This is a genomic window from Bdellovibrionota bacterium (assembly GCA_040386775.1).
In the GTDB taxonomy this organism is placed as follows: Bacteria; Bdellovibrionota; Bdellovibrionia; order Bdellovibrionales; family JAEYZS01; genus JAEYZS01.
Genome location: JAZKEU010000015.1, coordinates 74,308 through 100,015, shown reverse-complemented (window position 1 = coordinate 100,015; position 25,708 = coordinate 74,308). Strand labels below are relative to the sequence as shown.

31 protein-coding genes and 1 tRNA gene are annotated in these 25,708 nt (G+C 38.1%); 14 read left to right on the top strand and 18 right to left on the bottom strand.

Annotated features, from left to right (window positions below):
* The 3 genes from V4596_09280 to V4596_09270 form a co-directional block, all read right to left on the bottom strand.
* Window positions 1-388, bottom strand: a 388-nt coding sequence (locus V4596_09280) for a hypothetical protein (protein ID MES2769326.1), incomplete at its 3' end; no start/stop codon positions are given.
* Window positions 389-461: 73 nt separating this feature from the next.
* A complete protein-coding gene (locus V4596_09275; GenBank protein MES2769325.1) occupies window positions 462-1,271 on the bottom strand; it encodes an ABC transporter permease in 810 nt (269 codons plus the stop codon).
* Window positions 1,268-2,194, bottom strand: coding sequence for an ABC transporter ATP-binding protein (locus V4596_09270; GenBank protein ID MES2769324.1), 927 nt, complete (start codon window positions 2,192-2,194; stop codon window positions 1,268-1,270). The genes V4596_09275 and V4596_09270 overlap by 4 nt, the downstream gene beginning before the upstream one ends.
* Window positions 2,195-2,324: 130 nt before the next feature.
* Between V4596_09270 and V4596_09265 the strand changes: the two genes are divergently transcribed.
* The gene (locus V4596_09265) at window positions 2,325-3,314 is read left to right on the top strand and encodes a rhodanese-like domain-containing protein (GenBank protein ID MES2769323.1); all 990 of its coding nucleotides are present in this window, start codon (window positions 2,325-2,327) and stop codon (window positions 3,312-3,314) included.
* On the opposite strand, the gene V4596_09260 is transcribed toward V4596_09265, so the two are convergent.
* Window positions 3,311-3,826 carry a zf-TFIIB domain-containing protein gene (locus V4596_09260; protein ID MES2769322.1) on the bottom strand — a complete coding sequence of 172 codons (516 nt, stop codon included), beginning with the start codon at window positions 3,824-3,826 and terminating at the stop codon, window positions 3,311-3,313. The two genes, V4596_09265 and V4596_09260, sit on opposite strands and share 4 nt — an antisense overlap.
* 135 nt (window positions 3,827-3,961) lie before the next feature.
* Here V4596_09260 and V4596_09255 point away from each other — a divergent pair.
* From V4596_09255 to V4596_09230, 6 genes are all read left to right on the top strand, one after another.
* A tRNA-Met gene (locus tag V4596_09255) sits at window positions 3,962-4,038 on the top strand.
* Between the two features lie 175 nt (window positions 4,039-4,213).
* Window positions 4,214-4,765, top strand: a complete 552-nt coding sequence (locus V4596_09250) for a phospholipase A2 (GenBank protein MES2769321.1) — start codon at window positions 4,214-4,216, stop codon at window positions 4,763-4,765.
* Between the two features lie 62 nt (window positions 4,766-4,827).
* A complete protein-coding gene (locus V4596_09245; GenBank protein MES2769320.1) occupies window positions 4,828-5,916 on the top strand; it encodes a class I SAM-dependent methyltransferase in 1,089 nt (362 codons plus the stop codon).
* A gap of 2 nt (window positions 5,917-5,918) precedes the next feature.
* On the top strand, window positions 5,919-6,125 hold the full coding sequence (locus tag V4596_09240) for a hypothetical protein (GenBank protein ID MES2769319.1): 207 nt from the start codon (window positions 5,919-5,921) through the stop codon (window positions 6,123-6,125).
* A 62-nt stretch (window positions 6,126-6,187) separates the two neighbouring features.
* Complete coding sequence (locus V4596_09235; GenBank protein MES2769318.1) at window positions 6,188-6,910, top strand: hypothetical protein; 723 nt, start codon at window positions 6,188-6,190, stop codon at window positions 6,908-6,910.
* Window positions 6,911-7,160: 250 nt separating this feature from the next.
* Entirely contained in the window at window positions 7,161-7,523 is a 363-nt protein-coding gene (locus V4596_09230) for a hypothetical protein (GenBank protein MES2769317.1), read from the top strand.
* Window positions 7,524-7,564: 41 nt separating this feature from the next.
* On the opposite strand, the gene V4596_09225 is transcribed toward V4596_09230, so the two are convergent.
* Window positions 7,565-7,912 (bottom strand): hypothetical protein, encoded by a 348-nt coding sequence (locus V4596_09225; protein ID MES2769316.1) that lies wholly within the window; start codon window positions 7,910-7,912, stop codon window positions 7,565-7,567.
* Between the two features lie 115 nt (window positions 7,913-8,027).
* Entirely contained in the window at window positions 8,028-8,888 is an 861-nt protein-coding gene (locus V4596_09220) for a LysR family transcriptional regulator (GenBank protein ID MES2769315.1), read from the bottom strand.
* Window positions 8,889-8,963: 75 nt separating this feature from the next.
* Here V4596_09220 and V4596_09215 point away from each other — a divergent pair, with 75 nt between their 5' ends.
* The 3 genes from V4596_09215 (at window position 8,964) to V4596_09205 (ending at window position 10,808) form a co-directional block, all read left to right on the top strand.
* Window positions 8,964-9,248, top strand: a complete 285-nt coding sequence (locus V4596_09215; GenBank protein ID MES2769314.1) for a helix-turn-helix transcriptional regulator — start codon at window positions 8,964-8,966, stop codon at window positions 9,246-9,248.
* A gap of 72 nt (window positions 9,249-9,320) precedes the next feature.
* Window positions 9,321-10,076, top strand: coding sequence for a hypothetical protein (locus tag V4596_09210; GenBank protein ID MES2769313.1), 756 nt, complete (start codon window positions 9,321-9,323; stop codon window positions 10,074-10,076).
* A gap of 192 nt (window positions 10,077-10,268) precedes the next feature.
* Window positions 10,269-10,808: a cytochrome c gene (locus V4596_09205; GenBank protein MES2769312.1), complete on the top strand. Its 540-nt coding sequence runs from the start codon at window positions 10,269-10,271 to the stop codon at window positions 10,806-10,808.
* A gap of 57 nt (window positions 10,809-10,865) precedes the next feature.
* Here the strand turns inward: V4596_09205 and V4596_09200 are convergent, their stop codons facing one another.
* The gene (locus V4596_09200; GenBank protein MES2769311.1) at window positions 10,866-11,552 is read right to left on the bottom strand and encodes a hypothetical protein; all 687 of its coding nucleotides are present in this window, start codon (window positions 11,550-11,552) and stop codon (window positions 10,866-10,868) included.
* A gap of 123 nt (window positions 11,553-11,675) precedes the next feature.
* Here V4596_09200 and V4596_09195 point away from each other — a divergent pair, with 123 nt between their 5' ends.
* The gene (locus tag V4596_09195) at window positions 11,676-12,512 is read left to right on the top strand and encodes an SAM-dependent methyltransferase (protein ID MES2769310.1); all 837 of its coding nucleotides are present in this window, start codon (window positions 11,676-11,678) and stop codon (window positions 12,510-12,512) included.
* Here the strand turns inward: V4596_09195 and V4596_09190 are convergent.
* The 3 genes from V4596_09190 to V4596_09180 are packed head-to-tail and all read right to left on the bottom strand — an operon-like array spanning window position 12,489 to window position 14,876.
* Window positions 12,489-13,049 (bottom strand): DUF1415 domain-containing protein, encoded by a 561-nt coding sequence (locus V4596_09190; GenBank protein ID MES2769309.1) that lies wholly within the window; start codon window positions 13,047-13,049, stop codon window positions 12,489-12,491. The genes V4596_09195 and V4596_09190 overlap by 24 nt on opposite strands.
* Before the next feature lie 42 nt (window positions 13,050-13,091).
* Complete coding sequence (locus V4596_09185; protein ID MES2769308.1) at window positions 13,092-13,511, bottom strand: response regulator; 420 nt, start codon at window positions 13,509-13,511, stop codon at window positions 13,092-13,094.
* A gap of 18 nt (window positions 13,512-13,529) precedes the next feature.
* Window positions 13,530-14,876, bottom strand: coding sequence for a PAS domain S-box protein (locus V4596_09180; GenBank protein ID MES2769307.1), 1,347 nt, complete (start codon window positions 14,874-14,876; stop codon window positions 13,530-13,532).
* Between the two features lie 194 nt (window positions 14,877-15,070).
* Here V4596_09180 and V4596_09175 point away from each other — a divergent pair, with 194 nt between their 5' ends.
* Window positions 15,071-15,787: a response regulator gene (locus tag V4596_09175; protein MES2769306.1), complete on the top strand. Its 717-nt coding sequence runs from the start codon at window positions 15,071-15,073 to the stop codon at window positions 15,785-15,787.
* Window positions 15,777-16,490, top strand: coding sequence for an ATP-binding protein (locus tag V4596_09170; GenBank protein ID MES2769305.1), 714 nt, complete (start codon window positions 15,777-15,779; stop codon window positions 16,488-16,490). The genes V4596_09175 and V4596_09170 overlap by 11 nt, the downstream gene beginning before the upstream one ends.
* Before the next feature lie 57 nt (window positions 16,491-16,547).
* Here the strand turns inward: V4596_09170 and V4596_09165 are convergent, their stop codons facing one another.
* The 4 genes from V4596_09165 to V4596_09150 form a co-directional block, all read right to left on the bottom strand.
* Complete coding sequence (locus V4596_09165) at window positions 16,548-16,745, bottom strand: cold-shock protein (protein MES2769304.1); 198 nt, start codon at window positions 16,743-16,745, stop codon at window positions 16,548-16,550.
* An 88-nt stretch (window positions 16,746-16,833) separates the two neighbouring features.
* Window positions 16,834-17,349: a hypothetical protein gene (locus V4596_09160; protein MES2769303.1), complete on the bottom strand. Its 516-nt coding sequence runs from the start codon at window positions 17,347-17,349 to the stop codon at window positions 16,834-16,836.
* A 9-nt stretch (window positions 17,350-17,358) separates the two neighbouring features.
* Window positions 17,359-18,471, bottom strand: a complete 1,113-nt coding sequence (locus V4596_09155) for a hypothetical protein (protein ID MES2769302.1) — start codon at window positions 18,469-18,471, stop codon at window positions 17,359-17,361.
* Between the two features lie 27 nt (window positions 18,472-18,498).
* On the bottom strand, window positions 18,499-19,272 hold the full coding sequence (locus V4596_09150) for a TIGR02147 family protein (protein ID MES2769301.1): 774 nt from the start codon (window positions 19,270-19,272) through the stop codon (window positions 18,499-18,501).
* A gap of 145 nt (window positions 19,273-19,417) precedes the next feature.
* Here V4596_09150 and V4596_09145 point away from each other — a divergent pair, with 145 nt between their 5' ends.
* Window positions 19,418-19,828 carry an OsmC family protein gene (locus V4596_09145; GenBank protein MES2769300.1) on the top strand — a complete coding sequence of 137 codons (411 nt, stop codon included), beginning with the start codon at window positions 19,418-19,420 and terminating at the stop codon, window positions 19,826-19,828.
* A gap of 23 nt (window positions 19,829-19,851) precedes the next feature.
* Here V4596_09145 and V4596_09140 read toward each other — a convergent pair whose 3' ends face one another.
* The 4 genes from V4596_09140 to V4596_09125 all read right to left on the bottom strand — a co-directional run bounded on the left by V4596_09140 (window position 19,852) and on the right by V4596_09125 (window position 25,500).
* On the bottom strand, window positions 19,852-22,548 hold the full coding sequence (locus V4596_09140; GenBank protein MES2769299.1) for a hypothetical protein: 2,697 nt from the start codon (window positions 22,546-22,548) through the stop codon (window positions 19,852-19,854).
* Between the two features lie 158 nt (window positions 22,549-22,706).
* Window positions 22,707-23,735: a phosphonate ABC transporter, permease protein PhnE gene (gene phnE, locus V4596_09135; protein ID MES2769298.1), complete on the bottom strand. Its 1,029-nt coding sequence runs from the start codon at window positions 23,733-23,735 to the stop codon at window positions 22,707-22,709.
* A gap of 63 nt (window positions 23,736-23,798) precedes the next feature.
* The gene (gene phnC / locus V4596_09130) at window positions 23,799-24,566 is read right to left on the bottom strand and encodes a phosphonate ABC transporter ATP-binding protein (protein ID MES2769297.1); all 768 of its coding nucleotides are present in this window, start codon (window positions 24,564-24,566) and stop codon (window positions 23,799-23,801) included.
* Between the two features lie 22 nt (window positions 24,567-24,588).
* Window positions 24,589-25,500, bottom strand: coding sequence for a phosphate/phosphite/phosphonate ABC transporter substrate-binding protein (locus V4596_09125; protein MES2769296.1), 912 nt, complete (start codon window positions 25,498-25,500; stop codon window positions 24,589-24,591).
* Window positions 25,501-25,708 lie beyond the last annotated feature (208 nt).

Below are 25,708 nucleotides of genomic sequence, written 5' to 3'. Positions count from 1 at the left end.
CTTTGCTAAAAACTTCTTGGAGCACATAAATATCCGCATCCAATTCATCAAATACTCGTTTCATTTCCAGTAACATATCTTCAGATTTAGCAAATTTCATACGCTGGTTTTTCGACGTATTAATATAAGCTTCAGAATCAATAGGATATTCTATTTCTGGAATTTTGAGATTGAAAACATTCCATGTGACGATTTTGAGTTTAGGATTTTCTCTTAAACCAACAGCAGATGCTATATTTGTAGCTTGTGCAACCGGCAGCTCTTGTCTTTCGATTCTTGAAAAAAGACTTTCGCAAGACACTTTAGCATATGCAAAATTAGAATTTAAAGAAAAGAATAGAGCGACACCTAAAATGATTTTTAAAAAACCAAGACGAAAATTCCCCACGAACTGCCCCCACAGTTAAGTTCCCACAAATAAACCAACTACCCAAATTGGTTTATCTAATCCACTCGGAAATTTACCATTTCTGGAAAGATCCCTTTTGAATGCTTCTTCGAGCCAGGAAGTAGAGGACTACAACGCTGATCAAAGATATCATCATGGCCTTTTCAGCCGGGACATCCGAGTGATTGAGAATGCTATAGCGTACGCCGTTCACGAAATAAAGCAGTGGGTTCATCTGTGAAATTTTTTGCCAGAAGGGATGGAGATTTTCGAGTGAATAAAACACACCTCCAAGATAAATGAGCGGTAAAAGAACAAAACCACCAATAGCGTTGACTTGTTCAAAATTTCTTGCCCAAAAACCCACAATAACACCCAAAAGGCCGAAAGTTACACCGCCGACGGTAAGGTAAAATAAAAGCTGAAATGGATGTGCGATGCTTAAAAATTCACCCATCGTAGCAAAGTAAAATACTTCACTCACCATGAATGTAATCGCACCCACCGTGAGACCTCGAACAATGGCTCCAAGACTGAAAGCCGAGACAATTTGATTCAAAGTTAAAGGAACGACTTTGAGATCAATAATGTCTCCGTGAAATTTTGAGCCCAAAATAGAACTCGATGTATTTTGAAAAGCGTTGTTGAGAGTCGCCATGGTCACCAATCCAGGAATCAAGAAAGCCAAATAAGAAATTCCACTGGAAAGAGTGATGCTTTTTCCTAAACTCACGCCGAAGATCAATAGATATAAACTTGCGTTCACCAAGGGCGTAAACACCGTCTGCCCTACGACTTTCCAAAATCTCATGATTTCTTTTTTGAAGAGAGCTTGGAATGGCGTTAAATTTAATTCTCGCTTGATATTATCTTGAGGTCTCATCTTGTATTTCCATTTTTTGTTTTATCTCCAAGAATACTTAAGAAAGCATCTTCCAGCCTTCCCTCTCTGATTTTGACATCGATCACCTTGGTGAGATCCAATTTCAATTTGGCCATGAGTTCACCCAATTCCATGTGAGAAGGGATTTGAAAAGCCATCATGTTTTCCGTTTGTTTTTTAAGATAAATGCTTTCAATTTTTGTAGCTTCCTTGAAGTAAATCAATACTTCTCTTTGCGTGAGGTCTTTGATGAGCGTGCTGGTTTTCCCTACGGCCTTCAGTTCGCCTTGATGAATGATTCCCACTCGGTGACAAAGTTTTTCCGCTTCCTCGAGATAGTGAGTGGTGAGCAAAACAGAGGTTCCGTTCTTGTTTAATTCTTCCACAAATTCCCAAAGGGAATTTCTAAGCTCAATGTCTACACCGGCCGTTGGCTCATCCAACATTAAAAGTTTGGGTTTGTGGACGAGAGCCTTGGCAATGAGAAATCTTCTCTTCATTCCTCCACTCAGCTCTCTCACCTTTTTCCCTTTATGTGGAAGTAGGCCCAATTTACCTAAAAGGTAATCAATGTATTCTTGGTTCTTTTTGATCCCGTAGTAACCAGAGTGAAAACCCAAAACTTCATTGATAGAAAAAAATCCATGATTCACTAATTCTTGCGGGACAATTCCAACTTGAGATTTCGTGGACTGAAGTCCTTTGGAGACGTCTTCGCCAAAAATAAATGCTTGCCCTTCTGTCGCCTGCTCGAGGCCAGTGAGGATGGAAATGAGAGTGGTTTTGCCCGCACCGTTGGGACCTAAAAGACCAAAAACTTCGCCCTCATTCATCTGAAAGCTTACGCCCTTAAGTGCTTGAGTTTGGTGATTTTTGGAACCATAGGTTTTCTTTAAATTTTTGACTTCAAAAGGATGTTGCATGAGTTTTAAGTTTTATGCCTAAGCCACTTAAAAGTCACCCTTGGAGTAATTTCATGGAGTTTATTCTCGCTAAGTAAAGGTACTTTCGAATTTGACATGGTGGCTCAAGATTGTTTATATTCCTTCATCTATGGAAAACCAATCTCAATCAAACAATTCAAACGCTCAAAAAGGTTATCTTGTGAGTGCCTTTTATAAGTTCGTTTCTCTGAACAGAGAAGATCTCCCGGCACTCAAGGAAAAGATTGAGAAAAAAGCTGAAGAATTAAAAATCAGAGGGCTTTTTCTATTAGGAACTGAGGGTGTGAACTCTACGATCTCAGGTCCAGCAGATGGTTGTGCACAGTTTCGCGAGTATATCGCAAAAGATACGATCGTGGGTGAACTCACCAACAAAGATAGTATTTCCGACTATATGCCTTTTCGGGCTTTTAAATTAAAAGTAAAAAAGGAAATCGTAACTCTTGGCGATACTTCCGTGGTGCCTGAAACAACATTTTTAAATCATGTCACCCCGGAAGAATGGGAAGAGATTCTGCAAAATGATCCTGACGCTTTAGTTATCGACACTAGAAATTGGTATGAAACTGAGATTGGGAAATTTAAAAAAGCGCTAGACCTCAACATGAATGAATTCAATGAGTTCCCAGAAAAACTTAAAAGTTTAGATATTAATAAAGACAAAAAAATTCTGATTTACTGTACGGGTGGAATTCGCTGTGAAAAAGCGATTATCGAAATGCAGAAACAAGGTTTTGAAAATGTTTATCAACTTGAAGGCGGAATTCTTAAATACTTTGAAGACGTGAAGCAATCGGATCAATGGGATGGAGAATGCTTTGTCTTCGATCGTCGTGTGGCAGTAGATACGAATCTCGATGCCTCCACAAAGTACACGTTCTGCCCTCATTGCGGACAGCCGGCTCATAAGCAAGTGAGCTGCATTCGTTGCGATAAAACTCAAAAAATTTGTGGAAAATGTTTAGATTCAGGAAAACCAGAATTGAAAACCTGCTCTAAGAACTGCGCTCATCACCATATCCGAGGCTCGCGCGTAAAGAGAAAAAATCAAGGAATAACCAGACAAGAACTACATAAAATTGCAGGCCAGAAAAACTAAAAGGCCCCGCCTTTTTGCTTTCCTGGAATATACCACGAGGGACAAACGAATTTTAGTGCATTTGAAAGTAACTTTGTACTGTGAAGTTCTTTTTGGGTTTTCTCTCGGGCTTTGGCTAAATCCTTATCAAACATGTGATTGAAAATTTCCTCTGCCGCTTTGGTGCGATCTGCCTCAGTTGAGAATTCATTTCTGATTTCAGAAATTTCACCAGCATCCAACCACACTCCTCCACAGCTCGCGCACTCATCGACCTGCACTTTTCTTTTTACACTAGAAAATCTTGGAAAGAGTTTAATCTTTGCACATTTTGGACAAGAGTACGGTTGTGGATTTTTTTGTACATTCTTGGGCTGAATATCCAAGTTCACGGATGGCTCGTGAGTCTCATCAAATTTTTTAAGTTCTCGATTATCAAACCACACTCCACCGCAGCCTAAATGGCAGGCATCCAATTGAATATTGTTTACGGTGAATTCTTTGAGCTGAGAGTTACAAGCTGGGCATTTCATAGGCTTTAAGTATATGAAAGGAGTGCAACCCCTAGCAATATGTTTAAAAGAAGAACAAGACTAAAGTTTTTAAAGAAAAGAGCTTTACCTTGAGGTTTGAATAACCTATAACATTCGATCTAGGTAACCACTTGTCGCGGGATGGAGCAGCCTGGTAGCTCGTCGGGCTCATAACCCGAAGGTCGTCGGTTCAAATCCGGCTCCCGCAACCAATTTCAAAAAAATCAAAAGAAACCATTTTGTATAAAACCACACCAACCCGGACATTGGTTGACAGAAAGATTTCGCCGCCCCCCTTCAAACTATCGTTAGATATATGTTAGTCTATTTAACTCATTTGACTCCTACTTTTAGGGATATACTATGTTTTTATCTGTAGGGGGGATTATGAAGATTGCAGCAGCGCTGTTTGTTTTAAATTTTGTTTCCACTTTTGTGTTTGCGGCAATTCCTCAATCAAATGAAAAACAATTAGAAAATTTCTGTAAAAACAAGAATGGTACTTTAACAAAGATATGGACTTGTCCGTTGTCTGGTAAAGTTCGTGATGGCCTTTTCTGTGAACTGAAAGACAAATCAAATAATTTACAAATCACCAATGGGTGCACTGGCGCTTATGGATTGGGTCAGGAGTTTTTTAAAGCCTGTGTCTTACATGATTTCTGCTACCACAATCATGGAGTATTAGATGGAAAAACAAAAGCTGGTTGCGACGATAAGTTTTTAAATAATATGTATTCCCTATGCGATCAAGAAGCAGATCAATCAAAAAATTTCTCACGGAATAATTGTTATGTATTGGCGCAACAAGTTTTCTATAAAGGAGTAAAATATTTTGGAGAAGACAGCTGGAAATGCTCTAATACGAACACCGAATACCCTCAGTCGATTGAAGAAATTCCGTCTCAAAGTTATATGACGAGCTTCGCTCGGGAATAAGGTCCGGGACGCTCATTGGCGTTCTGCGCATCCCAAGTGATTCAACTGGCATACTTCTTCCATTGGGTAAATACATGATATTTTATTCGGTGTTAAAGTCATTATGGCATTGTTTTTTCGTAAAAAAATTAGACAGGAAAGACAATAATAAGCAGAGTTTTTGGCCAACTTTTGTAGCCGTTGTCATTATAGCTTTTTATGGCCATAAAGCCGATGCCATGACTTGTGCTCAGCTTTTTACAGCGGAGAAAGGAGAGATTCTTCAACTCTCAACAAAAACAGTATCAGAATTAGTTGAAAGATATTTCTCTTTCAAAGAAAGTTACGATCAGCGTGAAGATAAACTCCGTGAAGATATAGATACTTTATACCAAATGCCCGAGTATCAGAGAACAATGCAGAACAGAGAGCAACTTATAGACCAGTTCTATAAAAGTGAACGTGCTTATACAGAGGCTTTACAAAATGCTTTGGTTTCACGTCCAAGTCATGAACGAATCGCTTATTTAAAGGGGCTTAATCGAGAGGCTTTGATAAAGCATGCAGCATTATTGGATTTTCTTTTTGGATTAAAGATTAAAGAAATGGATGAAAACCTAAAGGCAGAACTTGAATCAGAAAACTATCTTGATCAGATTAAGCTCCAAAAAAAATATGGTGATGAAGAGATATGGTATGCACCAGGAGCTGGCCAGCAAACCCCGTGGTTTGCTCTATTGGAAGTGGTGGATGCCATGAATTTAAAGCCAGGGCAATTGGTCAGTGATTTTGGATCAGGAATTGGTCGTCTGGGATTATTGATTGGTTTCTTGCGTCCAGATGTGAATTTTGTAGGACTTGAAATTGTTGGCGAGCGCGTGAAATATGCAAACCAGGCAGCAGCCGCACTTGGTTTTGATAACGTCAAGTTTCACACTGTAAATTTATCAGATGCAAAGCTTCATTTGCCCCCAGCGGATCACATATACATGTTTAACCCAACAAATTCAAAAACCAGCGAAATCGTCACACAAAAGCTTGTTCAATTATCCAAAACAAAAAAATTTCGCGTTTATCTTTTAACAGGCCTGCAATCCAGTTCCTTTAGAGATTTTTTCAAGCTGGTCGAAGCAAAAAACCTCAATATATATGAACGCCGATCAGACCATTAAAAATGAAAAATATGAATTCAAAAATCTTCGCAGGCACAAAAGAAGAGGTTCAAGATATTTTTAAATCAACTCAACTAGAGGTGGTCAGTTTAGGTGAAAATAAAGATTTAGTTTCTTACAGAATCAAAATTACTTCTGAAAAAGATTTAGAAACGCTAAACCATCTTCTAGGTAATGAGTTCCAAGGAACAATAACTTTGGCCGAATAAGCTACAGATTCAGTGATCATCGAACAAGTGTTATGTGTACCAGGATTGCAATCAGTAATAACATGCGTATACGCTCAACTTTAACTCAACTTAAAAAGATTCTGGCTGTATTACTTTTGATCAGTTGTGTAACCATAATTGGTAGGACGGCTCACGCCCAATTGAAATGTGCAGAATTATTTGCTTCTCAGCATGAAAAAGTAGCCGAAACAGGTAGAACCGTTGAATCTCTAATTACTCGAATAGAGGCTCTAGAAGCAAAGTTTAAAGTAAACTTGAACAGTAGTGATTCGTACGGTCCTATGTACGGTAAGTTTACAGGTAGTTTCCTGATTGAAGTCTATCGTGGAGAAGAAAGCATAGGGCGCATTCGGCTTGCTCGAGTTGGTGGAAAGACTCGTATCCCAGTGTACACATCCCATATACAACTGCTTCCTAAAGCGCGTGGATTAGGGCTCGGTACCGCACTCTATGCTATGGCGGGGCGGCTTGCTTACTTAAAAGGTGGAATACTTATCTCAACCAACTCCCCTAGTGAATCTGCTCGTGCTGTATGGACAGAATTAGAAAAATCTGGATGGGCAAAACAAATTCAGGATTTCACATGGAATTCATCTAGAAATCCTGGTGGAAAAGCTCCATTTGTATTTATGTTTAATGCGAAACCGTTAGAAAATCGACTGGATGATTTTATGGAAGGCCTTAAAGAAGGCTTAGATACAATCCCACTTTTTTCAGAGCCGTCTTCGAAAGAATACGAGGTTCCTAATCTTACTAGTGATTAATCCCTTGTTGCTTTTACTCAGGTCAGCTTGTTAAATAATTGATTCCTGATTTGTTTGCTAGCTTTGAAATCCCGTAGGCTTTAGCAGCCATCGAAGTTCTATCACGTAATTGTGATAGGGCACGACCGTTATTGCCTCGTTACATTTTTATATTTTCGATTCCAAAATTGAAATTTATTGAATCCGTCATTGGCAAACCTTTGAAGGTTACCTATTTTTAATCCGTATCAAAAACCAAGGAGAGAAATTTATGAAATCATTTTTTTTATTCGTAGCTATTTTAATTTCGACGGGAGCTCAAGCTAAAACTCCAAAATTTAGCGCTTTTGCTGATGGCGACGATTTGCATGTAACAATTTTGTATGATTGCAACCATATAACAGGAAGCTTAAGCGTAAGCGGAATCTGCCGAGACGATCGCTTGACAAAAAATTTTGTAGAAACATGTGAGGCAGTTTTGAGAGTTAGCGGGACTGAAATGGCTTGTCCAGCCGTGAAGCATACTCCAAAAACGTTTACATTAAGCCTAGCCGAAGAAAAAGTTGCAAAAGAAGCAAAGTCTCTAGTTCTTAAATATCAAGGTCAAACTATCGAAGTGCAGTTAAAAGATTAATTTTTCCAGCGTGAGTCATATTCGCGGTTAAAGAAAACATTTTAATCTTGTGAGATATGCTTTGCGCTTTGAAAAATGCAATCGCCTTTTTCGAAGTAATTCGGTTTGATGACAACTTCAAATAGGGACTCACCAGTCCCGAAGGTATAGATTACAATAACCTCATCGGATAACGAAGCTTCATTGTGGCTCACTTCAATTCTAGATTTCGCTTCTTGAGTCGCATGATAAGTACCGTTAATGGCGTCTAAAGATACGGCAACGGCCTGGGCTTTTTTTATACATTGCTCAGTTGAATTCTCATTTTTTGCAAAGGCATTTAAAGAAATAAAAGAAATAAAAGAAATAAAAGAAACAATTAAAATTATATTTTTAAATATAGAAGACATGATTTTTCTCCTGACAGTACGTACACTTAGGTACCGATTAAGTGATCAACATGGGGATATATATAATCAAAAAGCTTGTATGTTTCAATGCATATTAGAAAAAGCCACGAGATACCTAGAAAGTAGGTAAAATTTCTTTGAAAGCAGAAACCACCTTCTCTACCAACGAAAGATGCATTTTGGTGTAATAAGGTTGTCTATAAAAACAAAGATAGACAGGTATTTTTAAGATCTGCTGAGGATTTATGACCTCAATGTTTTTTTCGTTTTCGATTAAATGTTTCGGCAAAACGGCGTAACCAAGTCCTAGTTTGACGGCTTCTAATATTCCGTAGGTGTCGTCCAAATAACATCTTTTGATTTTTTTACTTTTTCTTGCAAATTTTTTCAAATAATTGAAAGTAACCTCGTCGCTTTCATCATGATCCAGATAAACTTTTTCTCCTGAATAGTTCTTTTTCTGTACCAATACATTTTCCTCATATCCCAGAAAAACACTTTCTATATCTTCCCTTTCTATATTGGAGTTGATGATTATGAAATCTATTTCGCTTCTCTTGAGTAGATCAAATAATTCATACACTTCGCGAATCAACATTTGTAATTTTAGAAGAGGATTCTTAGAAAGAAGGTCTGAGACCGCCGGTAAAAAAATTGATCTCATCACGGATGAAAAGCCGCCGACCCGCAGGGTCCCCGCAATTTGTTTTGCATCTTTGCTTTTAAGTTTCGATACAAATTCGTCTTCGCATTGATTTTTAAACTGACAATACTTTATCAACTCTTGCGCTTCTTCTGTTAATTTGATGCCTGATTTATCACGAATAAATAAGGTAGTCCCCAACTCCGATTCTAAATTGAGAATTCTCTGAGATAGCGCAGATTGGGTAATATGAAGCATACCCGCAGCCTTTGTGAAATTCAAAGTTTGCGTAACGGCAGAGAACGCTTCCAGTTGTATTGAGGATAAAGACATATTCATTAGTTATATCGATCACTATATTAAATCAATTAATTTTACTAATTTAATAAAAATTTATAAGTTCTCTCCATGGAAACAATGGGGAAGAGATTAAATAGATTAAGAATAAAAAGAGGGCTCAGTCTCAAGCAGGTCGCTGAACAATTGAATATTTCGGCTTCTACCTATAGAGACTGGGAATATGGAAAAGCAATACAAGGAGAACCTTATATGGATCTAGCAAAAGTTTTAAACATAGGAATAGTCGAGCTGATGACCGGAAGTCGCAGTCAGAACCAAGATCTAATAAGGGCTATCCAAAGCTTGGATAAGATTGTAAGCGATATAAAAACAATTGCTCTATCGATGGAATGAGTCGCAAGAGCACTTTTCAATAGAATTAAAAAAACTTGAACATATATTACGAATTTAAAAAGGAGAAAGAATATGAAAAATAAAATATTAACACTATTATCAATCATCTGTATAAGCTCAATTACTCAGGCAGACGCACCTGCTACTCATGGGATGCTATTGTTTGGAGATAAGACAACGTATGCCTCTCACCTCCCAATGTTTCATAAACCTCATGATTATCAGCTCATTATGAAGCTATCATTGGCTGATATACCACAATCAGAAACTTTAAAGCTTTATGATCTTAAAAAGAAAAACGGACAGACTTTGTTTACTATAGTTCCCGAAACTATGGATTTAACATTAATCATGAATGAAAGTAAAAAATCATTTACCGCAGCTCTGTATAAAGGTCATTTTGAGCGAGGCGGTACCAATCTTGGCACAGTCATTGTACAAGTTGATAAAATTATTTTTTCCAAAAAATTAAATCCGCTAGAAGCCGAAAGCTCTGTTGATTATCTCGTCTTTGGAGAAAAGAATGAATATTTTGCGGCTCATATTATAAAAAGCAAACCCAGCTTTGATACCATACTTAAAGTCAGTCAGCCGACAGAAGAGTTAATGTCCTTCACTTGTGGAAGAGGTGCATGCCCAGATCCTATCTTGAAACCTGCGCCGACTATTCCGGATGCTCAACTTCCTATTATCATTTCTGCCGCTACACTACCCGACGTGAAGCCGATCCCCGCAAAGAAAGGCTCGTGGATGATCGATGGTTTAAGTGAAATCTTTATAGAAGTATTGGATGTTTTGTATCTAGAAGAAAATGAGCTTTCGCACTAAAGACAATTTATCTTATATGAAAAAATAATACTTTTTATTTTAGGCTCAGCAGTTTTTATTCTGAGCCTATTTTTTATTGCCTGTTCAGACTCCCAAATTACTTTTCAATCTCTCGAATCAAAAACAAAGAATGGAGGCCCTGTATTTAATCGCATAAAATTTGTGTTTGGGTGGAGTAAAGACACCTGGATAATGCAGCAAAGCCATGAAGGGTTACACAAGAATTTTTCGAACTGGGATAGACTTGCAATCGTAGTTGATAAAACAAAAGAACCCTATCAAGCACGATTCTACCAATTGCCTCCAGGAGAACTCAAACTGAATAACCTGAGCGAATCTATCCCATACAAAGTAAGATGCTACGCTTGTCATTCTAACGGACCAAGAGCCATCAGAGCTGATTTTAATTCAAAACAATTGAATGTAAGTTTAAAAAATAAAATACAACTGCAGCTATGGAATATTCGCATTAAAACTTATGGAAATATTAAAAGCATAGGAGGAAAAGAGTTCAGTGAAGGCGTTCCCTTTCAATCAAAGATGGGCTTACTCTCTATGAACCTGAATCTAAAAAGCTGCAACCCATGTCACTCTGTAAAAGGCATCAGAGCTCCCCTTAAGTTAGAACATCTAGGAACCGCAGAATTTTTAGTGAAGAATAAAATGATGCCACCCTTTCCATTTCAGATATCCGATAAAGATATCGAGCAAATAGAGAGATATTTGAAATAAAATAAAAAGGTACCCTAATAAACCAATGTCTTTTTAGACAATGTGATCTTAGCTGATTCAGCTCTGATTTACCAAAGTTATGCCAGCTTTTTTACCGAATATTTTTCTTAAAATTCCACTGACTTGATCTAATTTGATTAAATCTCGAGTAGGCGCGTAGCAATCAATGTTAAGATTTAGATCTTCATTGTGACCAGAAAGAGCGAGAATCATAACTCCTGCATTTCGATCGGCATATCTGGTGATGAGAGTATTTTCGAAAACTATTGGATCATTTTTATCAGCAATTTTAATAAAATTTTCTGATTGAGCATAAGAATTTTTTAATTTGCAAAATGGAATAAACGGATACACCAACCCCGATTCTCCAATAGTATGGCTTTTGGCCTCAGCAGCGTTTAAAAGTATTGATTCAGGAATCACTTGCGAAATTTTTTTTACAATTACATTGTACAGAGTCTTTAACTTTGATTTTGCCATCTTTCCATTAGCAAAAAATATTTCTTCATAAAGATCCATATCATAAGAAATGCTGATATTATTTGAAATTATACTTTCATTAGAAGTAAATGTGAGCTTGTATCTGTAATCATAGGGATTTGAGATACTGCCATTGCCATCCATTTTAAATTTTGGACTCACCAAAAGCCCCCAATCAGGGTTCATTATTTTCACTTTTGCAGCTGCAAAAGCTATAGTCGATGCGCTTAAAATTGTTACTAAGACAATAGCTCGGCTAAGCATATAATGGTCCTTAAAGGGATAGTTGTTATCTAGTCAATTTACTAAGCAACTTAGAGGCCATCCAAATGGCAAAATTGATCAAAACTAGCATTTCTCCCCATTTGTCTGTATATTGATCCTCATATGAAAAAACCTTTAGAAGAAATGCGAGATGATCAATCCATTGAGTTGCTTAAAGAGCTACACATTCTCACTCGAGATGGCAAAATCAATCAAGACAGTAGGCGAAAACTAAAACAGGTTTATCATCTTTATAATTTTATTGAACCCCTACTTTTTGACTTACAAAAAAATAATGCAAAACTCACCCTTGTGGACCATGGTGCCGGTAAATCTTATTTGGGATTTATTATTTACGATCTGTTTTACAAAGCCATTTTGGAAGGACAAATCTATTGCATTGAAACGCGAGACGAACTCATTAAGAAATCTCTTGAGCTCCAAACGAAATTGGGATTTGAGAGAATGTCCTTTTTAAATGTTTCTGTCGCCGACTCTACCACTTCTGATAAAATTCCTGAAAAGGTAGATATCGTTACAGCTCTTCATGCCTGTGATACAGCAACCGATGATGCTATTGATTTTGCCTTAGCTAAGAGCGCGAAGCACCTAGTCCTTGTCCCCTGCTGTCAAGCTGAAGTGGCAAAGCATTTACGTGAAAACAAATCCAAACACCTTGCAAGTCCCCTTGCCGAAATCTGGAGACACCCTATCCATACACGTGAATTTGGAAGTCATATTACCAATGTACTTCGTTGCCTAAGATTAGAAGCTCACGGCTATAAAGTCACCGCAACCGAGCTCGTAGGCTTTGAGCATTCCATGAAAAATGAATTGATCGTTGCCACAAAAATTGAAAATCCACGGAAACGCCAAGCCGATAGACTCAAGTGGATCCTAGAGGAACTCCACCTTACAGAGCTCGAAAAGCGCTTTTCAAGTTCTGCTGGGAATATTTAATTTTTTCCAACCAAGCATTCCTAATTTATTCATAGTATCGATATTTTTGTCTGGAACACTTTCTGCATCTGGATATGAATCAACAGCTTTTGAAATACTCTCTTCACGTAAAAGATGTAAGATTGGATAGGGAGATCTATTGGTGAAATTCGAAATATCATCAGCGCTCGTCCCTGCGAACTGGTATTGCGGATGGAAACTTGCGACTTGCAATGTGCCTTCCAAATCCAACGCTACCAAAGCGCTCTCTACGACATCCAAAAATTGATTGTAATCAAGAAAATTTTGAAGAACTTCTGGATGAATAAGAAGAGTCGTATCTGTTATTGAAACATCTGTTTGATTCAAATGCTTCATCTCAATAATAAGTTCTCTCAGCAAATCATCTTCGTTAGAGGCTGCACTCACCACGAAACGAATTTGGTTTTTGACATAAACGTTCCTAGCAAAAGGACATAGATTTAAACCTATAACTGCCTTTTCTAACCATTCTTTGGTTTTCGAGATTACGATTTCTGGTGTTTCAGAATTACTCATTTACTAATTATGAGATAAATAATGGAATAGGTCATGCATAATTCAAGTCAGCGACTCATTTAAAACTAGCCAGTAGAGACCCAACTGCTGCACAGCCATTGTAAATTGCTCCATATTTACGGGCTTACATACATAGCTATTGGCACCCAAATGGTAACTCTTTATCAAATCCTCTTCTTCTTTTGATGATGTCAGAACTACAACTGGAAGCTTTTTTGTTTTCTCGTTTCCTCTAATTTCTTTTAAAACCTCTAAACCTTTTTTCTTAGGCAGTTTCAAATCCAACAGCACCACCTGTGGCAGTATCGTCGCGGAAAATAAAAATTCAAGGGCCTCTACTCCATCTCTTACAACTTTTATTTCATTATTTATATTTCCTTTTTTCAAAGCAATTATTGTCAATTCTTCATCGTCGGGATTGTCCTCTACTAGCAGGATATATTTTTCGTTGTTACTTAACATAAATAATTTCTCCTTCTATTATATTTGAAAATAAAAAATTGCACCTTCGTCTGGTTTTGATTCGGCCCAGATTTTTCCACCATGTTTTTCTACTATTCTCCTAGCCGAAGACAAGCCAATTCCCGTTCCTTCAAACTCATTTGCATGATGGAGTCTTTCAAAGTCTTGGAATAGGTTCTTAGCATACTGCATTTCAAACCCAACTCCATTGTCTTTAACATAGTAAATATTTTTATCAGGATCTGCCACAACACCAAACTCAAGCTCAATGAATTCTCTTTTCGAAGAAAATTTTACGGCATTGGCAAATAAATTTTTTAACATAACAGACAGTAAATCCGGATCACCTTTCACGATGGATTCATCAAGAATTTTTGTCTTTATTTCGAGCCCCGGATTTTCAGTTATAACTTCGCTCATTAGCAATCTTGCAATTGCTCCTAAATTCACATCCTGAAGCTTTAGCTCCTTGCGAGAAATCTGGGCTAGCTTTAATAAAGCATCCACTAAATTGCCCATTCTTTCAGAGGCAGCCAAAACTTTATTCAGTTTTCTTTTTGCTTCATCAGAAAGACTTTCGTTTTCCTCTAAAATTCCTTTTGAAAATGCAATCATACTTCTTATGGGCGCTCTCAAATCATGGGAAACTGAATAAGAAAAAGACTTAAGCTCTTTATTGGCAAACTCAATATCAGTGACCTTCATTTGCAACTCCTGATTGAGATTTTTAATAATCTGCTCGGCTTCTTTCTGAGCAGATATATCTCTAATCACAGCCAGGGTTACATTCATACCATCAAACTGAACGGGACCAATCTTAATGGCTAGCGGAAACTCTGTACCGTCTTTTTTTAGCCCCATAAGAGAGGGACCGCTCGCTCCCATGGGCCTGACCTTAGAATCTTTCTGATAATTCATCCTATGATGAACATGTCCTTTACGATATTTTTCAGGTATCAAAATTTCAATTTGTTTGCCAAGTAGCTCTTCGCGTACATAGCCAAAAAGTTCCTCAGTTTGCGTATTGATCTTGTGTATTTTTCCATTTTCACCCACACAAATAATTGCATCTGGCGCAAACTCAAATAGTCCGTAAAATAATCGCACACTTCTTTTTAAATCCTCAATCCATCCGTGCCTTTGAAGAGTTTCTTTACCTAAAGGTTCTAATCTGAATGTTTCTTCGAGGGGCTGATCCAAAGTACTTTCAAGCATGATCATATGTGCATTTACTTTAGAAACAAGAAAACTAACGAAAAGAATTATCACGATAGACATTCCAATCAAAACTTTGAAAAAAAGAATATCCTTGTCCCAAGCAATTAAACCCAATACAATAACAACCAAGACACATAGCACCGTCATGATGGATATTTTTATCCGCCTCATGTCCTGGTTAAAATTCTGATCTTTATATACACGCATAAGAACACTAGTTCTCACATTTTATCATTTTATACAATTTTTATTTAATATTCCATTGGTCTAATTCGGTTCTTAAGCTATTGAAGAATAAATAATTTTAGTTTAAACTTATATCTAAAGGAAATTTACATTTTATGATACCATCAAAAACGCCTGCCCAAAGCCACAAATTCAAAATCATGATTATAGAGGACAGTCCTACAACGTTAAAATTATACAAAAAAGAAATCGCAGAAAAATACGACGTTGATTACTTTCAAGATGCCAGGTCTGCACTTTCACACTACGAGAATACGAAGTATGACCTTGTTATAACAGATTTAATGCTGCCTCTTAAAAGCGGAGAAGCTCTTATATTTGATATAAAATACTCCAACCCAACACAAAAAATTGCCGTTATCTCAGGATCCCCTGATTCCCTACAGCTCAAAGAGTATGATAATATTCAAGTTTTTGAAAAGCCTGCGAAGATATGTGAAATCATCTCTTGCACTCTATTAGGTCGAACTCGACCTGACTCCAAAACAGATACGATTCAACGTAGAAAACATAAAAGATTTCATGTGAGTCTAGATGCTGTACTTTTGGTTTCAAATGAGAAAATATCTATAAATGTAACGAATGTGAGTTTAGGAGGATTGCTTATTAAAGGAGGATTACCCAGCTCCATTCACGATGAGTCTATTCCTATTACTCTTTCAATCCTAAATCAGAATCTTTCCCTGAACGTTAAAAGATGTTGGCAAAAAGATGGCGTTGGTACAGGAGTTAAGTTTCAAAGCTTAGGACACTCTGAGTATTCTCTATTGGAATTATTTTTAGAGTCATTAAGAGCGGACAATGACACCTAAGTCTCCCTTGGAAGTTGCAACGGAGGATTTAGAAAATCTAACTCGCTTCATATCCCATGACTTACGTTCACCAATTCGAAGTATCATAGGGTTCAGCAACCTGCTCTTGGACCAGTCCCCGCAAGCCTTTGATGACTCTGCTATATCTAATATTAAAACTAACATTAAAAAAATCATTGGAATTGCCCAACGTACACAGCTACTTATCGACAGTATGTTGACCTATACTCGCTTGAGCGAAAGAAAACTTCAAGTTTGTGAATTGGACTTAACAGGAATCTGTACAGAAATTTGTTCAAGCATCGTGAGTAATAGAAAAAATATTCATTCTAAGCCAATTGATATCCTTATAACACCAAACCTCAAAGCCCAGGGCGATAAAACTCTTATTACTGTTATGCTGGAAAACCTAATAGATAACGCTATTAAATTTGCATCAAAAAATGAAACTGTGAAAATTCAAATTGGCTCTACTACAACACCTAAAGGAAATGCCTTTTTTATTCAAGACAACGGCGTGGGATTTGATATGGCCCATGCACAGTATTTATTCACACCCTTTGAACTCTTGCACAATCAAGAGAAATACAGTGGCATTGGAATGGGTTTACCTATTTCAAAAAAAATTATTGATTTGCACGATGGTGCTATTTGGTTTGATTCAAAAGTAAATTCAGGAACTACTTTTTATTTTCAGATTTAGCGTGGTGAAGTGCGTAGGACCTAAGCCGTAGGCACTTCACTTTGCGCAGCGCGTATATTAGTTAACAACTTTTACGTTATTAGCTTGTGGGCCTTTTTTGCCTTGGCCAATTTCGAACTGAACTTTATCGCCTTCATTAAGTTGAATCCCGCCGATGTCGTTAGCGTGAACAAAAACGTCTTTACCACCGTCGTCTGGCGTAATAAATCCGAAACCTTTACCTGCATTAAAAAACTTCACTTTACCTGTTTGCATATTCTCTCACTGTTTAAGAATGGCACCTTGCCACTCATAGAACATAAATTATGTCCTAAAGTGGCAAGTAAGTTAAACATTATTTTGATTATTTTGCTAAGCATCTCTTTTTAGCCTCTGCTAACTCTTGATTTGCCTCATCCTCAGTCATTGGAACCAGCATAAACGACTCTTTTACAGATGGTGACAGGTTGGGATTAGTGATCTCGTGTCGAGCGACCCTTTCATCTGTTTGGGTAAAATTCATCTTAGAGAGGATCCTTCCACGGCAAGCGTCCACTAGCTCACGTAAATAAGTGCTTGTTGTGGCCAATACTTTTGAGTAACCACCTTGCCAGTATTGAACCCGGCGAGGGTTTTCGTGCAAGTTGGGGTAGTTTTGCGTGGCCCAAGCAAGTTGCAAACTTTGATCTTGCTTGCAAGATTCCGCAACGCTTTCTTTTTCACTGAGTTTTGTGATGTACTCTGAAACGCAGCTGCTGTGATTATAAATAAAATACCTGCGGTTGAATTCGTAATAATTATTATCATCGCGGTGAATATTTCTGGCTTCAGCGTTCATCGCTGCTACTGACAAAATCATAATTAATAATTTATTTTTCATATTTTTTCCTTAATTCTCTTTGTTTAAATTGAATCTAATTAGCACTGGGTAACTATTACGTGTTTTCGGAATTAGCTCCTCGACAAATTCAGAGTCTCCCGAATAATCAATACTGGACAAGCTTAAACTTTTTTTAGTTAATGCCTCTAGTATAGCTCTATCATTTGTAGAGTACCCGCCATTAAGAAGATCACCGTAATCATAACCACCGTTATTAAGCCTTATACTTACTTTATTTCCACTCAAGCTTTCAGAATAGACTTTAATAAATAATGAATTAGGGTATCGTTGACTTAAAGCATACACATGAGTGCTAATAAATGGAATACACTCCTCTCTCAAACCTCTCATTTTACAATTTATAAATTGAGCCCCTAATAAATTTAGTATTGAAATACTATTGTCATTTACCAAGCCGTTCATAGCTCCGGTTCTAAGGTCTGATTTAATTGCCGAAATGAGCACATCACCATGAGTTCCAGATGTTCTTAGCCAACGAACTAATTTTTCAGGAGATGACAGATTTTCAATGTGAGCTTGAAAAGACATTTCGGCATCAATCACTTCAGCATATGTCGCTTTTGGATTGATCAACCAGTAAGTCTCATGAAAGAGCATGGCTTGCTGCTCCGTTGGCTTTAAACTAAAATACTCTGGAAAAAGATAAGTTGTTCCATTCTCAGTATCCGTGATCGCAAAAAGAGCCACCTCATTCACATTGACCTTCATCACACGACCATACTCTTCAAGTAATCTTGCCCGAACCTCTGGCGTAAATGTATTGGCTTGCACTCGGTAGTACTTTCTAACCGATGAAGGCATTAGCTTTGAAGCATACTTCACTTTTGTGAGTTCACTTATATAAGCGTTTGTATTGAAAAAATGAATCAATTGCGCCAGCTGTGGAACTTCATCTGAAGTTGCTTCCAGAGGCTCAGTATAAAAACCCGCACTGTAAAAAGTCATGTAGCGACCATTGCGCGTAATGCCTCCACCACCCTGACCGTTTCCGCCTTGGCCTTTCTGCACTGGGCGCTCAATGGGTTCTGCGGCGTAAACACTTGGACTCGCGTACAACATGGCACATGCCAAAGCTATCTTAATTAAACTTTTTATATTCATAATTACTTCTCCTATTTTTTAATAATTTTATTTTTTTAATTCTTGGGTTAAAGGAAAAAATGCGATTGTAAGCTGATAGACCTCATCAAACTTTTCTTGATCAGAGGAAGGTTGGAAGTAGGCATCGAGCTCATCTCTTAATTTATTTATACGTTCTTTAAATTCTGGCAGCCGATCCTTTGTGATCGACACGGTCAATGAAACATTTTCGCGCTTAGAAAACTCCACCGACTCCACAGCATTATGGGCTTTTTTTAGCAGTTCTTTTTGTAATTCTTGCCTTGCTATTGATGTTGCAACGTTGTTTGTCCAATTGTTGTTGGGCTTGAGTAGTGTGATTCCTCCGTTCTCAATTGCAATGAACTTCATTCGAGCTAAACGCTCCAAAGAGTCTTGCACTTCTTTATTATGAAGGCCCAAGCGACTTGCCATCCACTTTAGATCTGACTTAAAATTTTTAGTTTTGATCAGCTCTAGAATCGCAAAGTGTGACCACTCTGATAAAAGACTGACCTCATCTTCGGCCATCTGGCTGTACTGAACACTATCCATAGTAAGATACGGATAAAGAAACAGAGGCGCTGCCGTGGCTTTGATCTTAAGCTTTGGAACAATTCTTTCCGCAATGGCTGGGCTGATCGATCTTTGTCCATTCATTATCTTGGATAAAAAAGACTGATTGATGTCCAGTGCTTTAGCGTAAGCTCTCATCGAGTAATTGGCATTGACCTTGCGACGGCGAACGAACTCTTTTTGTAGTTCTATTCTTAAATTAGTTGTTTGGTTTGTTGTTAATTTCATAAAGAGGGTTGTAACATTCAGAATGACGCACAACAATTTTTTTGTACTCAAAGTGAAGCCAGTTTGGACTCACGATGAATAATTTATATCTTGCCTCAGCTTCATCGTTCTTAAATAATGAATACTTATTTTGAAGGAGATTACCATGGTTGAGATGTATGGAACATATAAAGGCGAAAAGCGATGCGAACTTACTCACGGTCCTTCGCAAATAAAAATCAATACGGACGCTCCAAAAGACAATAAAGGAAAAGGCGAAGCATTCTCACCGACAGACTTGATGTGCGCAGCCCTTGGAAGTTGCATCCTTACCACCATGGCAATTGCTATACAAAAAAACGATCTTCCCTTTGATATCAAAGATGCAAAGTTTTCGGCGACCAAAGAAATGCAAGTGGATCCCAGAAAGATTTCAAAACTCACCGTAAAAATCGAAATGCCCGCAGGCATTCCGGAAAACAAAAGACATTTTTTAGAAAGAGTTGGAAAGAATTGTCCGGTAAGACTCAGCCTCGATCCAACGATTGAAGTTATCGAAGAGTTTATTTGGAATTAAAATTTCTCTCACTTGCTACCTTCTTAAAAAGAACCAGCATCCTTAAGGACTCCCAGGAATTGCAGCGGGGAATTCAATTCACATTTCTTTTTTCCTTTTTGTTCTTTGTATTCGGCCAAGGAAATACACGTCGAACGGCGCTCGACATAGTCGGATATCTTCTCTCCAGGCAATGGTTCACCCGATAGCGTTAGCCTATTCACAAGTTCGGAAATGGTGGCCTGCTCTTCTTTAGTGAAGTGAACTTCGGCAAATCTTGCCCAATTGGGAGCAACGATGGCAAAAGCCTTTCCTTTGTTTTCTTTATCATCTGCGGTGATAACACGGTCTCCAGAAGTGCCTTCCCAAACTCTGGCAATCCAAGTCAGGTGTTCGCGCGGAATATCAACTCTAGCTCCGGAAATTTCTGAGGCATTTGCAAAAGCTTTTCGTTGCGCGATTTTTAATCCAGCTTCTTTAAATCCTGAGTCTGCTTTGCCGTTAGATTCAATTGTGACAAAATCATAACCCATGCGTTTTAATTCTTTGGCTGCATTTGGCCCGTCTGCAATCAATAAGTCTGGCGTACCTTGAGATAATATTTCTTTAAAAAGTTGATCACGATAATTTTGCGTGCTTTCTAAAACCCCAGACCATTCTTCATTTGTAGCGCCATCCATCATCATGGGAACCGTACTGATCACTAGATAGTCACTTCCGACCCCAAGGTCGCTCATCAAACCATTCAGATATTGCCCTCTTTCTCCAGTAGCAGCTTTTGAAGTGATAAAGCTATCGTAACCATGGGGATCGGCAAGAATAACAACACGCGGGTTTTCGAACGTTCCACGATAATGTCCAAAGAATCCAGCTTCGGGATGAGATTTGAAATTGAAGGCATCGATTCCATATTTATCAAACATGATACCCACAGTTTTTAAATACACATCGTCTTGCTCATCAGGAGACATGTCTGCTTTGAGTTTTTCTTTAAGAATGCCTTGAGCCTCCTCATTGTACTGAGCTTTCACCCAGAGGACTGACTTTTTATCAAGCGTCTCAAAAAGTAATTTTGCATATCTACTATCAGGCCCACGGTCGTATTTAAATAACCATGATTCAAACTTTGGACGACTTGTTAGAACGTTATGGCTATTCACAAGATCTTCATTGGATGGTGTGGCTTTTTCCATTTCTTTTAGTTTTTCTTTTGAAAATTGCGCGCGGTCTCTTGTTCCAATCACAATGGTACTGCTGCCGCTACGTTGCGCTGTTGATACAGGTAACAAACGCATATCTGTTATTCCTGGATCACCGTGACTTGGTGGAATGATTCCTCTGCCGTAGGAATAAGGTTTTCCTTCTAAGAAGCGTGAGTTGAGATTTTTTTCCGGAGCCGGCGGAACCCAACCTCTTGATTGTTCTTCTTTGAGTGGGGTTAGTAATTCTTTTTCAACGCTCTTTGCAGCACTTCCCTTTCTAGTCATTTCACCCATGCTTAAGGCTGTCGGATGTGGAGCTCCTACAAAAACAACATCAGGTGCAATGACGTATTCTGCATCCGCACAAACACCAGCTTGGCTTCCATCACAAGGAATTCTTAGACCTTGAATAGAACGTGTTTTTTTACCGTTTACTTCCATCGTTTCTAGATCCCAGCCACCAAATTGTTCAGGATAAAGAACTCCATTTTTTTGAGGCCCACCGCGCGTGAATACCATAAGCTGGGTTGCAGCTTCCACGTTGGCCACCAATAATTCTTTTGCATTGGTCGTACTAATTCCTTCACCAGTTTCACGATCCGCATCTCTGTAATCAAATGGCTTTTCTAATGCTAAGATTCGTTTCTTAAGAATTTTAATTTGTGACTGAATTGTTTTTGAGGTTTCTTGCTCTTCAAGCTCTTTAAGTTTTTTATTTAAAGAATCTTTGAAGGTACTTAAAATTTTTGGATTTTGAATTAGAACTTGCGCAACGTCTTCACCATCTTTGGTTAAGGGTACGGCCCACTCATTATTGCCACCGGCTCCTACCATTTTAAATACCGGTACATTGTACTGCTCTCCAGTGCCGACGCTAGGTCTTGCCGTCACTTTGCCACCTAGATGATTCACAAGATTTGCTCCTGCATCTTTTCCGGCTTGTCCAAGCATCATTACCATTTTTAGAGAGTCTAGATTATTTCTGATAACCCAAGAAAGAAAACGATTTCTCCATTTTCCATAGAGACCATCATGGGTCATAAGCCATTGTCTGTTCTCAATCACATTGAGGTACTGAATAGACTTTCCATCTTTTACCACCGGCGTACTACGACTCCCGTATTGTCCTGAAATTGTATTCACGTAAAGATTTGTAAAGAACACACTCTCGTAAATTCCAAAATGCATAAGCATATCGTGGACCCGGCCACCAAATCCCGCAATGCCTGGTCGATTAGCGCCTTCTGCTATATGCGTTCCATCTTGTCCAATCACGAGCACAGAAATAGAATTGGGAGTTAAAAATCCACGCAGTGGCATCGCACCAAAATCTGGACGCATCTTCTGCCCTTTTTGTGAAGGCACTAAAACCTGAAGTTGCTCTGAAATTCCTGGCAAGAAGGGCATGTCTTGAATGATTTCAATTAATTCTTTTTGCATAGGATCTTGCGGATCAGGGCCACGATCAAATTTTAGCTCTTCCGCCAGTACCGAAATTTGAAATAGAATTATAAAAATAAAAAAAATATTTTTTCCCATGGGATACCTCTCTCGAATACCGTTTAGGTATTTCTAGAGTCAGGAGACATCAAGTTAGGATTATGCTTATGAACTTTCTTCATAAAATAAAGAAAATAAACCGACGCCTCGGTGTAAATCTTTGATCGGTAGAAGCGAAGAAGACTTTAAAAATAGAATTATTTAATTGCTTCTCTAATATAAGCCGATGCCGTATCCATTGCCCATACCACTATAACAATGAGAAGAGCTAAAGTACCCACTTCATGCCAGAGAGCTTGCCCCTGATAATTCATCAACATAGTACCAATACCACCGCCACCAACGAGACCAATGATTGTCGCCATTCTGACGTTGATGTCCCAGCGATAAATTGTATAGGAAATATAAGGCAAAACTATTTGAGGAACAATGGCGTACCAAATAACTTGAAGACTATTTGCTCCCGTCGATTGGATACCTTCAATAGGACCTTCACTCACCCCTTCAATAAATTCTGAATACTGTTTAGTGAGTGATGCAACAGAAGTTATCATCAGTGCCAACATCCCTGCAAATGGACCAATTCCCACCCAAACGGAGAATATGATAGCCCAGATTAGAGGTTCGATGGATCTTACGATGTTATTAAAAATTCTAATTACCGAATATACAGAAAAACCAATCATCGTTTTTCCCATAACGTTCTTGGCACAAACAAAACTTAAAACAAAAGCGATTGGAACAGCAATTACCGTCGACATAAAAGCCATAAAGACTGTTTCAAAAATGGCCATTAAGCCTTGAGGAAGAATGGCAAAGTTTGGCGTAATCAGGCTTACAAAAATTCTTTGTGCACCTTCTAGGCCTTTCACATAAAATAAGTCATCAAAACTAAATTCTGTGACATAAATGGAAACAATGAATGTCGCCCAAAAAAGGACCTGTAAATGCCAACCCCAAAAGCTTTTTAAAAAACTTTTCTTATTTCCCAAGGCTTTTTTGTGTGCCGCTTCGAAAATCAAAAGACCTAGAGTTTTAACATTGAATTTGTAAAGAACAAATGTCAGCACCCAACCCACTATAAAACAAATCAATGTTACAATTGCACCTATTTCTATGTTTAAGAGCTGCTCTTCCGTCGGCCGGTAACACGTGACAAATGCTAATGTGAGCAAATATCCAAATGAAAAAATATCAAATATCGAAGCTTTTATATTTTCGCGCATCTTACAATTTTCCTCTTACAATTCCCTTTTAGATTCCCTAGCTGTAACAAACTTTTTAAAACCTTAATTGATGTGAACTTCTTTAGCGCCTTCGCCGTAAATTGTTTCAAACCATTTATTGTCTATGGATTTTGGATCACCATCGTACATTACTTCCCCACCTTTTAGCGCGATCACGCGAGTTGCGTATCTTCTTACTAAACTCAAGAAATGGAGGTTGCAAATGATCGTAATGCCTAATTCCTTATTTACTTTTTCTAAATAATCCATCACCACGTGGCAAGTCGCGGGATCTAGCGAGGCGACAGGTTCATCCGCGAGCAGGACTTCTGGTTCTTGAGCCAGCGCTCTCGCAATAGCTACTCTTTGTTTTTGGCCACCCGAAAGTTGATCCGCTCGGTAATTAGCTTTATCTCCGATACCCACTAACTTTAAAAACTTATTGGCGATACTTTTTTCTTCTTCGGAAAAAATACCTAAAATACTTTTGAGTGTTCCCGTTCTGTGGAGATTCCCGGTCAAAACATTGCTGATTACCGTGTGACGATCAATCAGATTGAAACTTTGAAAAATCATGGCCATTTTTTTACGAAGGCCACGAATTTCGGCTCCTTGAATTTTGACAATATTTTTGCCATCAAAAATAACTTCACCAGAAGTGGGATCATGGAGACGATTTAAACATCGGAGTAAAGTGGATTTTCCAGAACCACTCAGCCCGATAATCACGACGAATTCCCCTTTTTTAACATCAAAGGAAACACCCTTTAGAGCTTGTACTCCATTCGGGTATGTTTTTACTAAGTTCTTAACGGATAATATCGTACTCATTAAAAATTCCTATTCATCTAAATTATTTTATTAGGTCCGAAGCATTTTTACCTAGAGCTTTGAGAATATCTCTCACTGAATCGTAGTCTTTGTCAGTGCTCACTTTAAAATCTGTTACACCGTAAAGATCATGGAAAGCCTTAGCTCCATCTGGAGTTTTAACAAATTTGAGGAGTGCATCTTGAATCGTTTTTTTCATTTCTGGTGATAAATCTTTTCTGAAAACAATTGGATCATTTGGAATGTCTGAAGTCAGCTCCACAATTTTAATTTTCTCTTCAACATCTGGAAATTGAGTTTTTACTAAACGTCTCGCATCTTGAATCTTCCCATTGTCTGGCGGAGTGTAAAAAGTAGCTCCTGCATCCACTTGTCCTTGGTAAATCATCGTCACGACGTTGTCGTGCTTTTTTGCAAATACCACTGACTCTGGTTGCACTCCTTTATCCTTCAAATATTTTGCCGGCAGTAAGTATCCTGACGTGGATGCAGAATCCACGTAGGCAAATTTTTTCCCGTTAATATCCTCTAATTTCTTGATCGGACCATCAGCCTTGGCAATGATTTGAGATTTATACGTATCTGATCCATAACGAATAACCCTGATGAGAGCTTCAACACCGTACTTTTCGTTAGCCAATATGTATCCAAATGTATTCAGAGACGCAACATCGGCTCGGTCTGTTCCAAAGGCTTCCACTACCGCCACATAACTTTGTGGAATGGCAAATTTATATTTGTAAGGAGTTTCTTTTTCTAAATATTCTTTAACTACTTTTGCTCCCGAATCTAGAAGAGTCGCATCCACCGATGGTACAAAAAAGAATTTTACGGGATTTTCTGCGGAACCTAATTCTTTATCTCTTTTGCTGGTGCAAGAAACTGAAAGGATAAGAGTAAAAATCAATGAGAATATAACCTGAAACTTGAACATGAATCCTCCGTCAATAAGCGAATTTTGCATTTAACAATTCTGCTACTTGTGATTACAGTTTAGAGAGAATTCTTTCAAGTCAGAGTTTCAATTTAGTCTTGTTTCGATGATATTTTTGATATGATGACGCAACGGTCCTCAAAAATTTTATCCTCAAAAAATTAAGTGGCTATTGCCTCAATTCGCTGATTGCTAAAATTGAGGCAAC

Bases quoted from the DNA above. Each gene is read 5' to 3' on its own strand.
- V4596_09275 (MES2769325.1), bottom strand. From the start codon at position 1,271: ATGAGACCTCAAGATAATATCAAGCGAGAATTAAATTTAACGCCATTC.
- V4596_09270 (MES2769324.1), bottom strand. From the start codon at position 2,194: ATGCAACATCCTTTTGAAGTCAAAAATTTAAAGAAAACCTATGGTTCC.
- V4596_09265 (MES2769323.1), top strand. From the start codon at position 2,325: ATGGAAAACCAATCTCAATCAAACAATTCAAACGCTCAAAAAGGTTAT.
- V4596_09260 (MES2769322.1), bottom strand. From the start codon at position 3,826: ATGAAATGCCCAGCTTGTAACTCTCAGCTCAAAGAATTCACCGTAAAC.
- V4596_09250 (MES2769321.1), top strand. From the start codon at position 4,214: ATGAAGATTGCAGCAGCGCTGTTTGTTTTAAATTTTGTTTCCACTTTT.
- V4596_09240 (MES2769319.1), top strand. From the start codon at position 5,919: ATGAAAAATATGAATTCAAAAATCTTCGCAGGCACAAAAGAAGAGGTT.
- V4596_09235 (MES2769318.1), top strand. From the start codon at position 6,188: ATGCGTATACGCTCAACTTTAACTCAACTTAAAAAGATTCTGGCTGTA.
- V4596_09230 (MES2769317.1), top strand. From the start codon at position 7,161: ATGAAATCATTTTTTTTATTCGTAGCTATTTTAATTTCGACGGGAGCT.
- V4596_09225 (MES2769316.1), bottom strand. From the start codon at position 7,912: ATGTCTTCTATATTTAAAAATATAATTTTAATTGTTTCTTTTATTTCT.
- V4596_09220 (MES2769315.1), bottom strand. From the start codon at position 8,888: ATGTCTTTATCCTCAATACAACTGGAAGCGTTCTCTGCCGTTACGCAA.
- V4596_09215 (MES2769314.1), top strand. From the start codon at position 8,964: ATGGAAACAATGGGGAAGAGATTAAATAGATTAAGAATAAAAAGAGGG.
- V4596_09210 (MES2769313.1), top strand. From the start codon at position 9,321: ATGAAAAATAAAATATTAACACTATTATCAATCATCTGTATAAGCTCA.
- V4596_09205 (MES2769312.1), top strand. From the start codon at position 10,269: ATGCAGCAAAGCCATGAAGGGTTACACAAGAATTTTTCGAACTGGGAT.
- V4596_09200 (MES2769311.1), bottom strand. From the start codon at position 11,552: ATGCTTAGCCGAGCTATTGTCTTAGTAACAATTTTAAGCGCATCGACT.
- V4596_09195 (MES2769310.1), top strand. From the start codon at position 11,676: ATGAAAAAACCTTTAGAAGAAATGCGAGATGATCAATCCATTGAGTTG.
- V4596_09190 (MES2769309.1), bottom strand. From the start codon at position 13,049: ATGAGTAATTCTGAAACACCAGAAATCGTAATCTCGAAAACCAAAGAA.
- V4596_09185 (MES2769308.1), bottom strand. From the start codon at position 13,511: ATGTTAAGTAACAACGAAAAATATATCCTGCTAGTAGAGGACAATCCC.
- V4596_09180 (MES2769307.1), bottom strand. From the start codon at position 14,876: ATGACGGTGCTATGTGTCTTGGTTGTTATTGTATTGGGTTTAATTGCT.
- V4596_09175 (MES2769306.1), top strand. From the start codon at position 15,071: ATGATACCATCAAAAACGCCTGCCCAAAGCCACAAATTCAAAATCATG.
- V4596_09170 (MES2769305.1), top strand. From the start codon at position 15,777: ATGACACCTAAGTCTCCCTTGGAAGTTGCAACGGAGGATTTAGAAAAT.
- V4596_09165 (MES2769304.1), bottom strand. From the start codon at position 16,745: ATGCAAACAGGTAAAGTGAAGTTTTTTAATGCAGGTAAAGGTTTCGGA.
- V4596_09160 (MES2769303.1), bottom strand. From the start codon at position 17,349: ATGAAAAATAAATTATTAATTATGATTTTGTCAGTAGCAGCGATGAAC.
- V4596_09155 (MES2769302.1), bottom strand. From the start codon at position 18,471: ATGAATATAAAAAGTTTAATTAAGATAGCTTTGGCATGTGCCATGTTG.
- V4596_09150 (MES2769301.1), bottom strand. From the start codon at position 19,272: ATGAAATTAACAACAAACCAAACAACTAATTTAAGAATAGAACTACAA.
- V4596_09145 (MES2769300.1), top strand. From the start codon at position 19,418: ATGGTTGAGATGTATGGAACATATAAAGGCGAAAAGCGATGCGAACTT.
- V4596_09140 (MES2769299.1), bottom strand. From the start codon at position 22,548: ATGGGAAAAAATATTTTTTTTATTTTTATAATTCTATTTCAAATTTCG.
- phnE (MES2769298.1), bottom strand. From the start codon at position 23,735: ATGCGCGAAAATATAAAAGCTTCGATATTTGATATTTTTTCATTTGGA.
- phnC (MES2769297.1), bottom strand. From the start codon at position 24,566: ATGAGTACGATATTATCCGTTAAGAACTTAGTAAAAACATACCCGAAT.
- V4596_09125 (MES2769296.1), bottom strand. From the start codon at position 25,500: ATGTTCAAGTTTCAGGTTATATTCTCATTGATTTTTACTCTTATCCTT.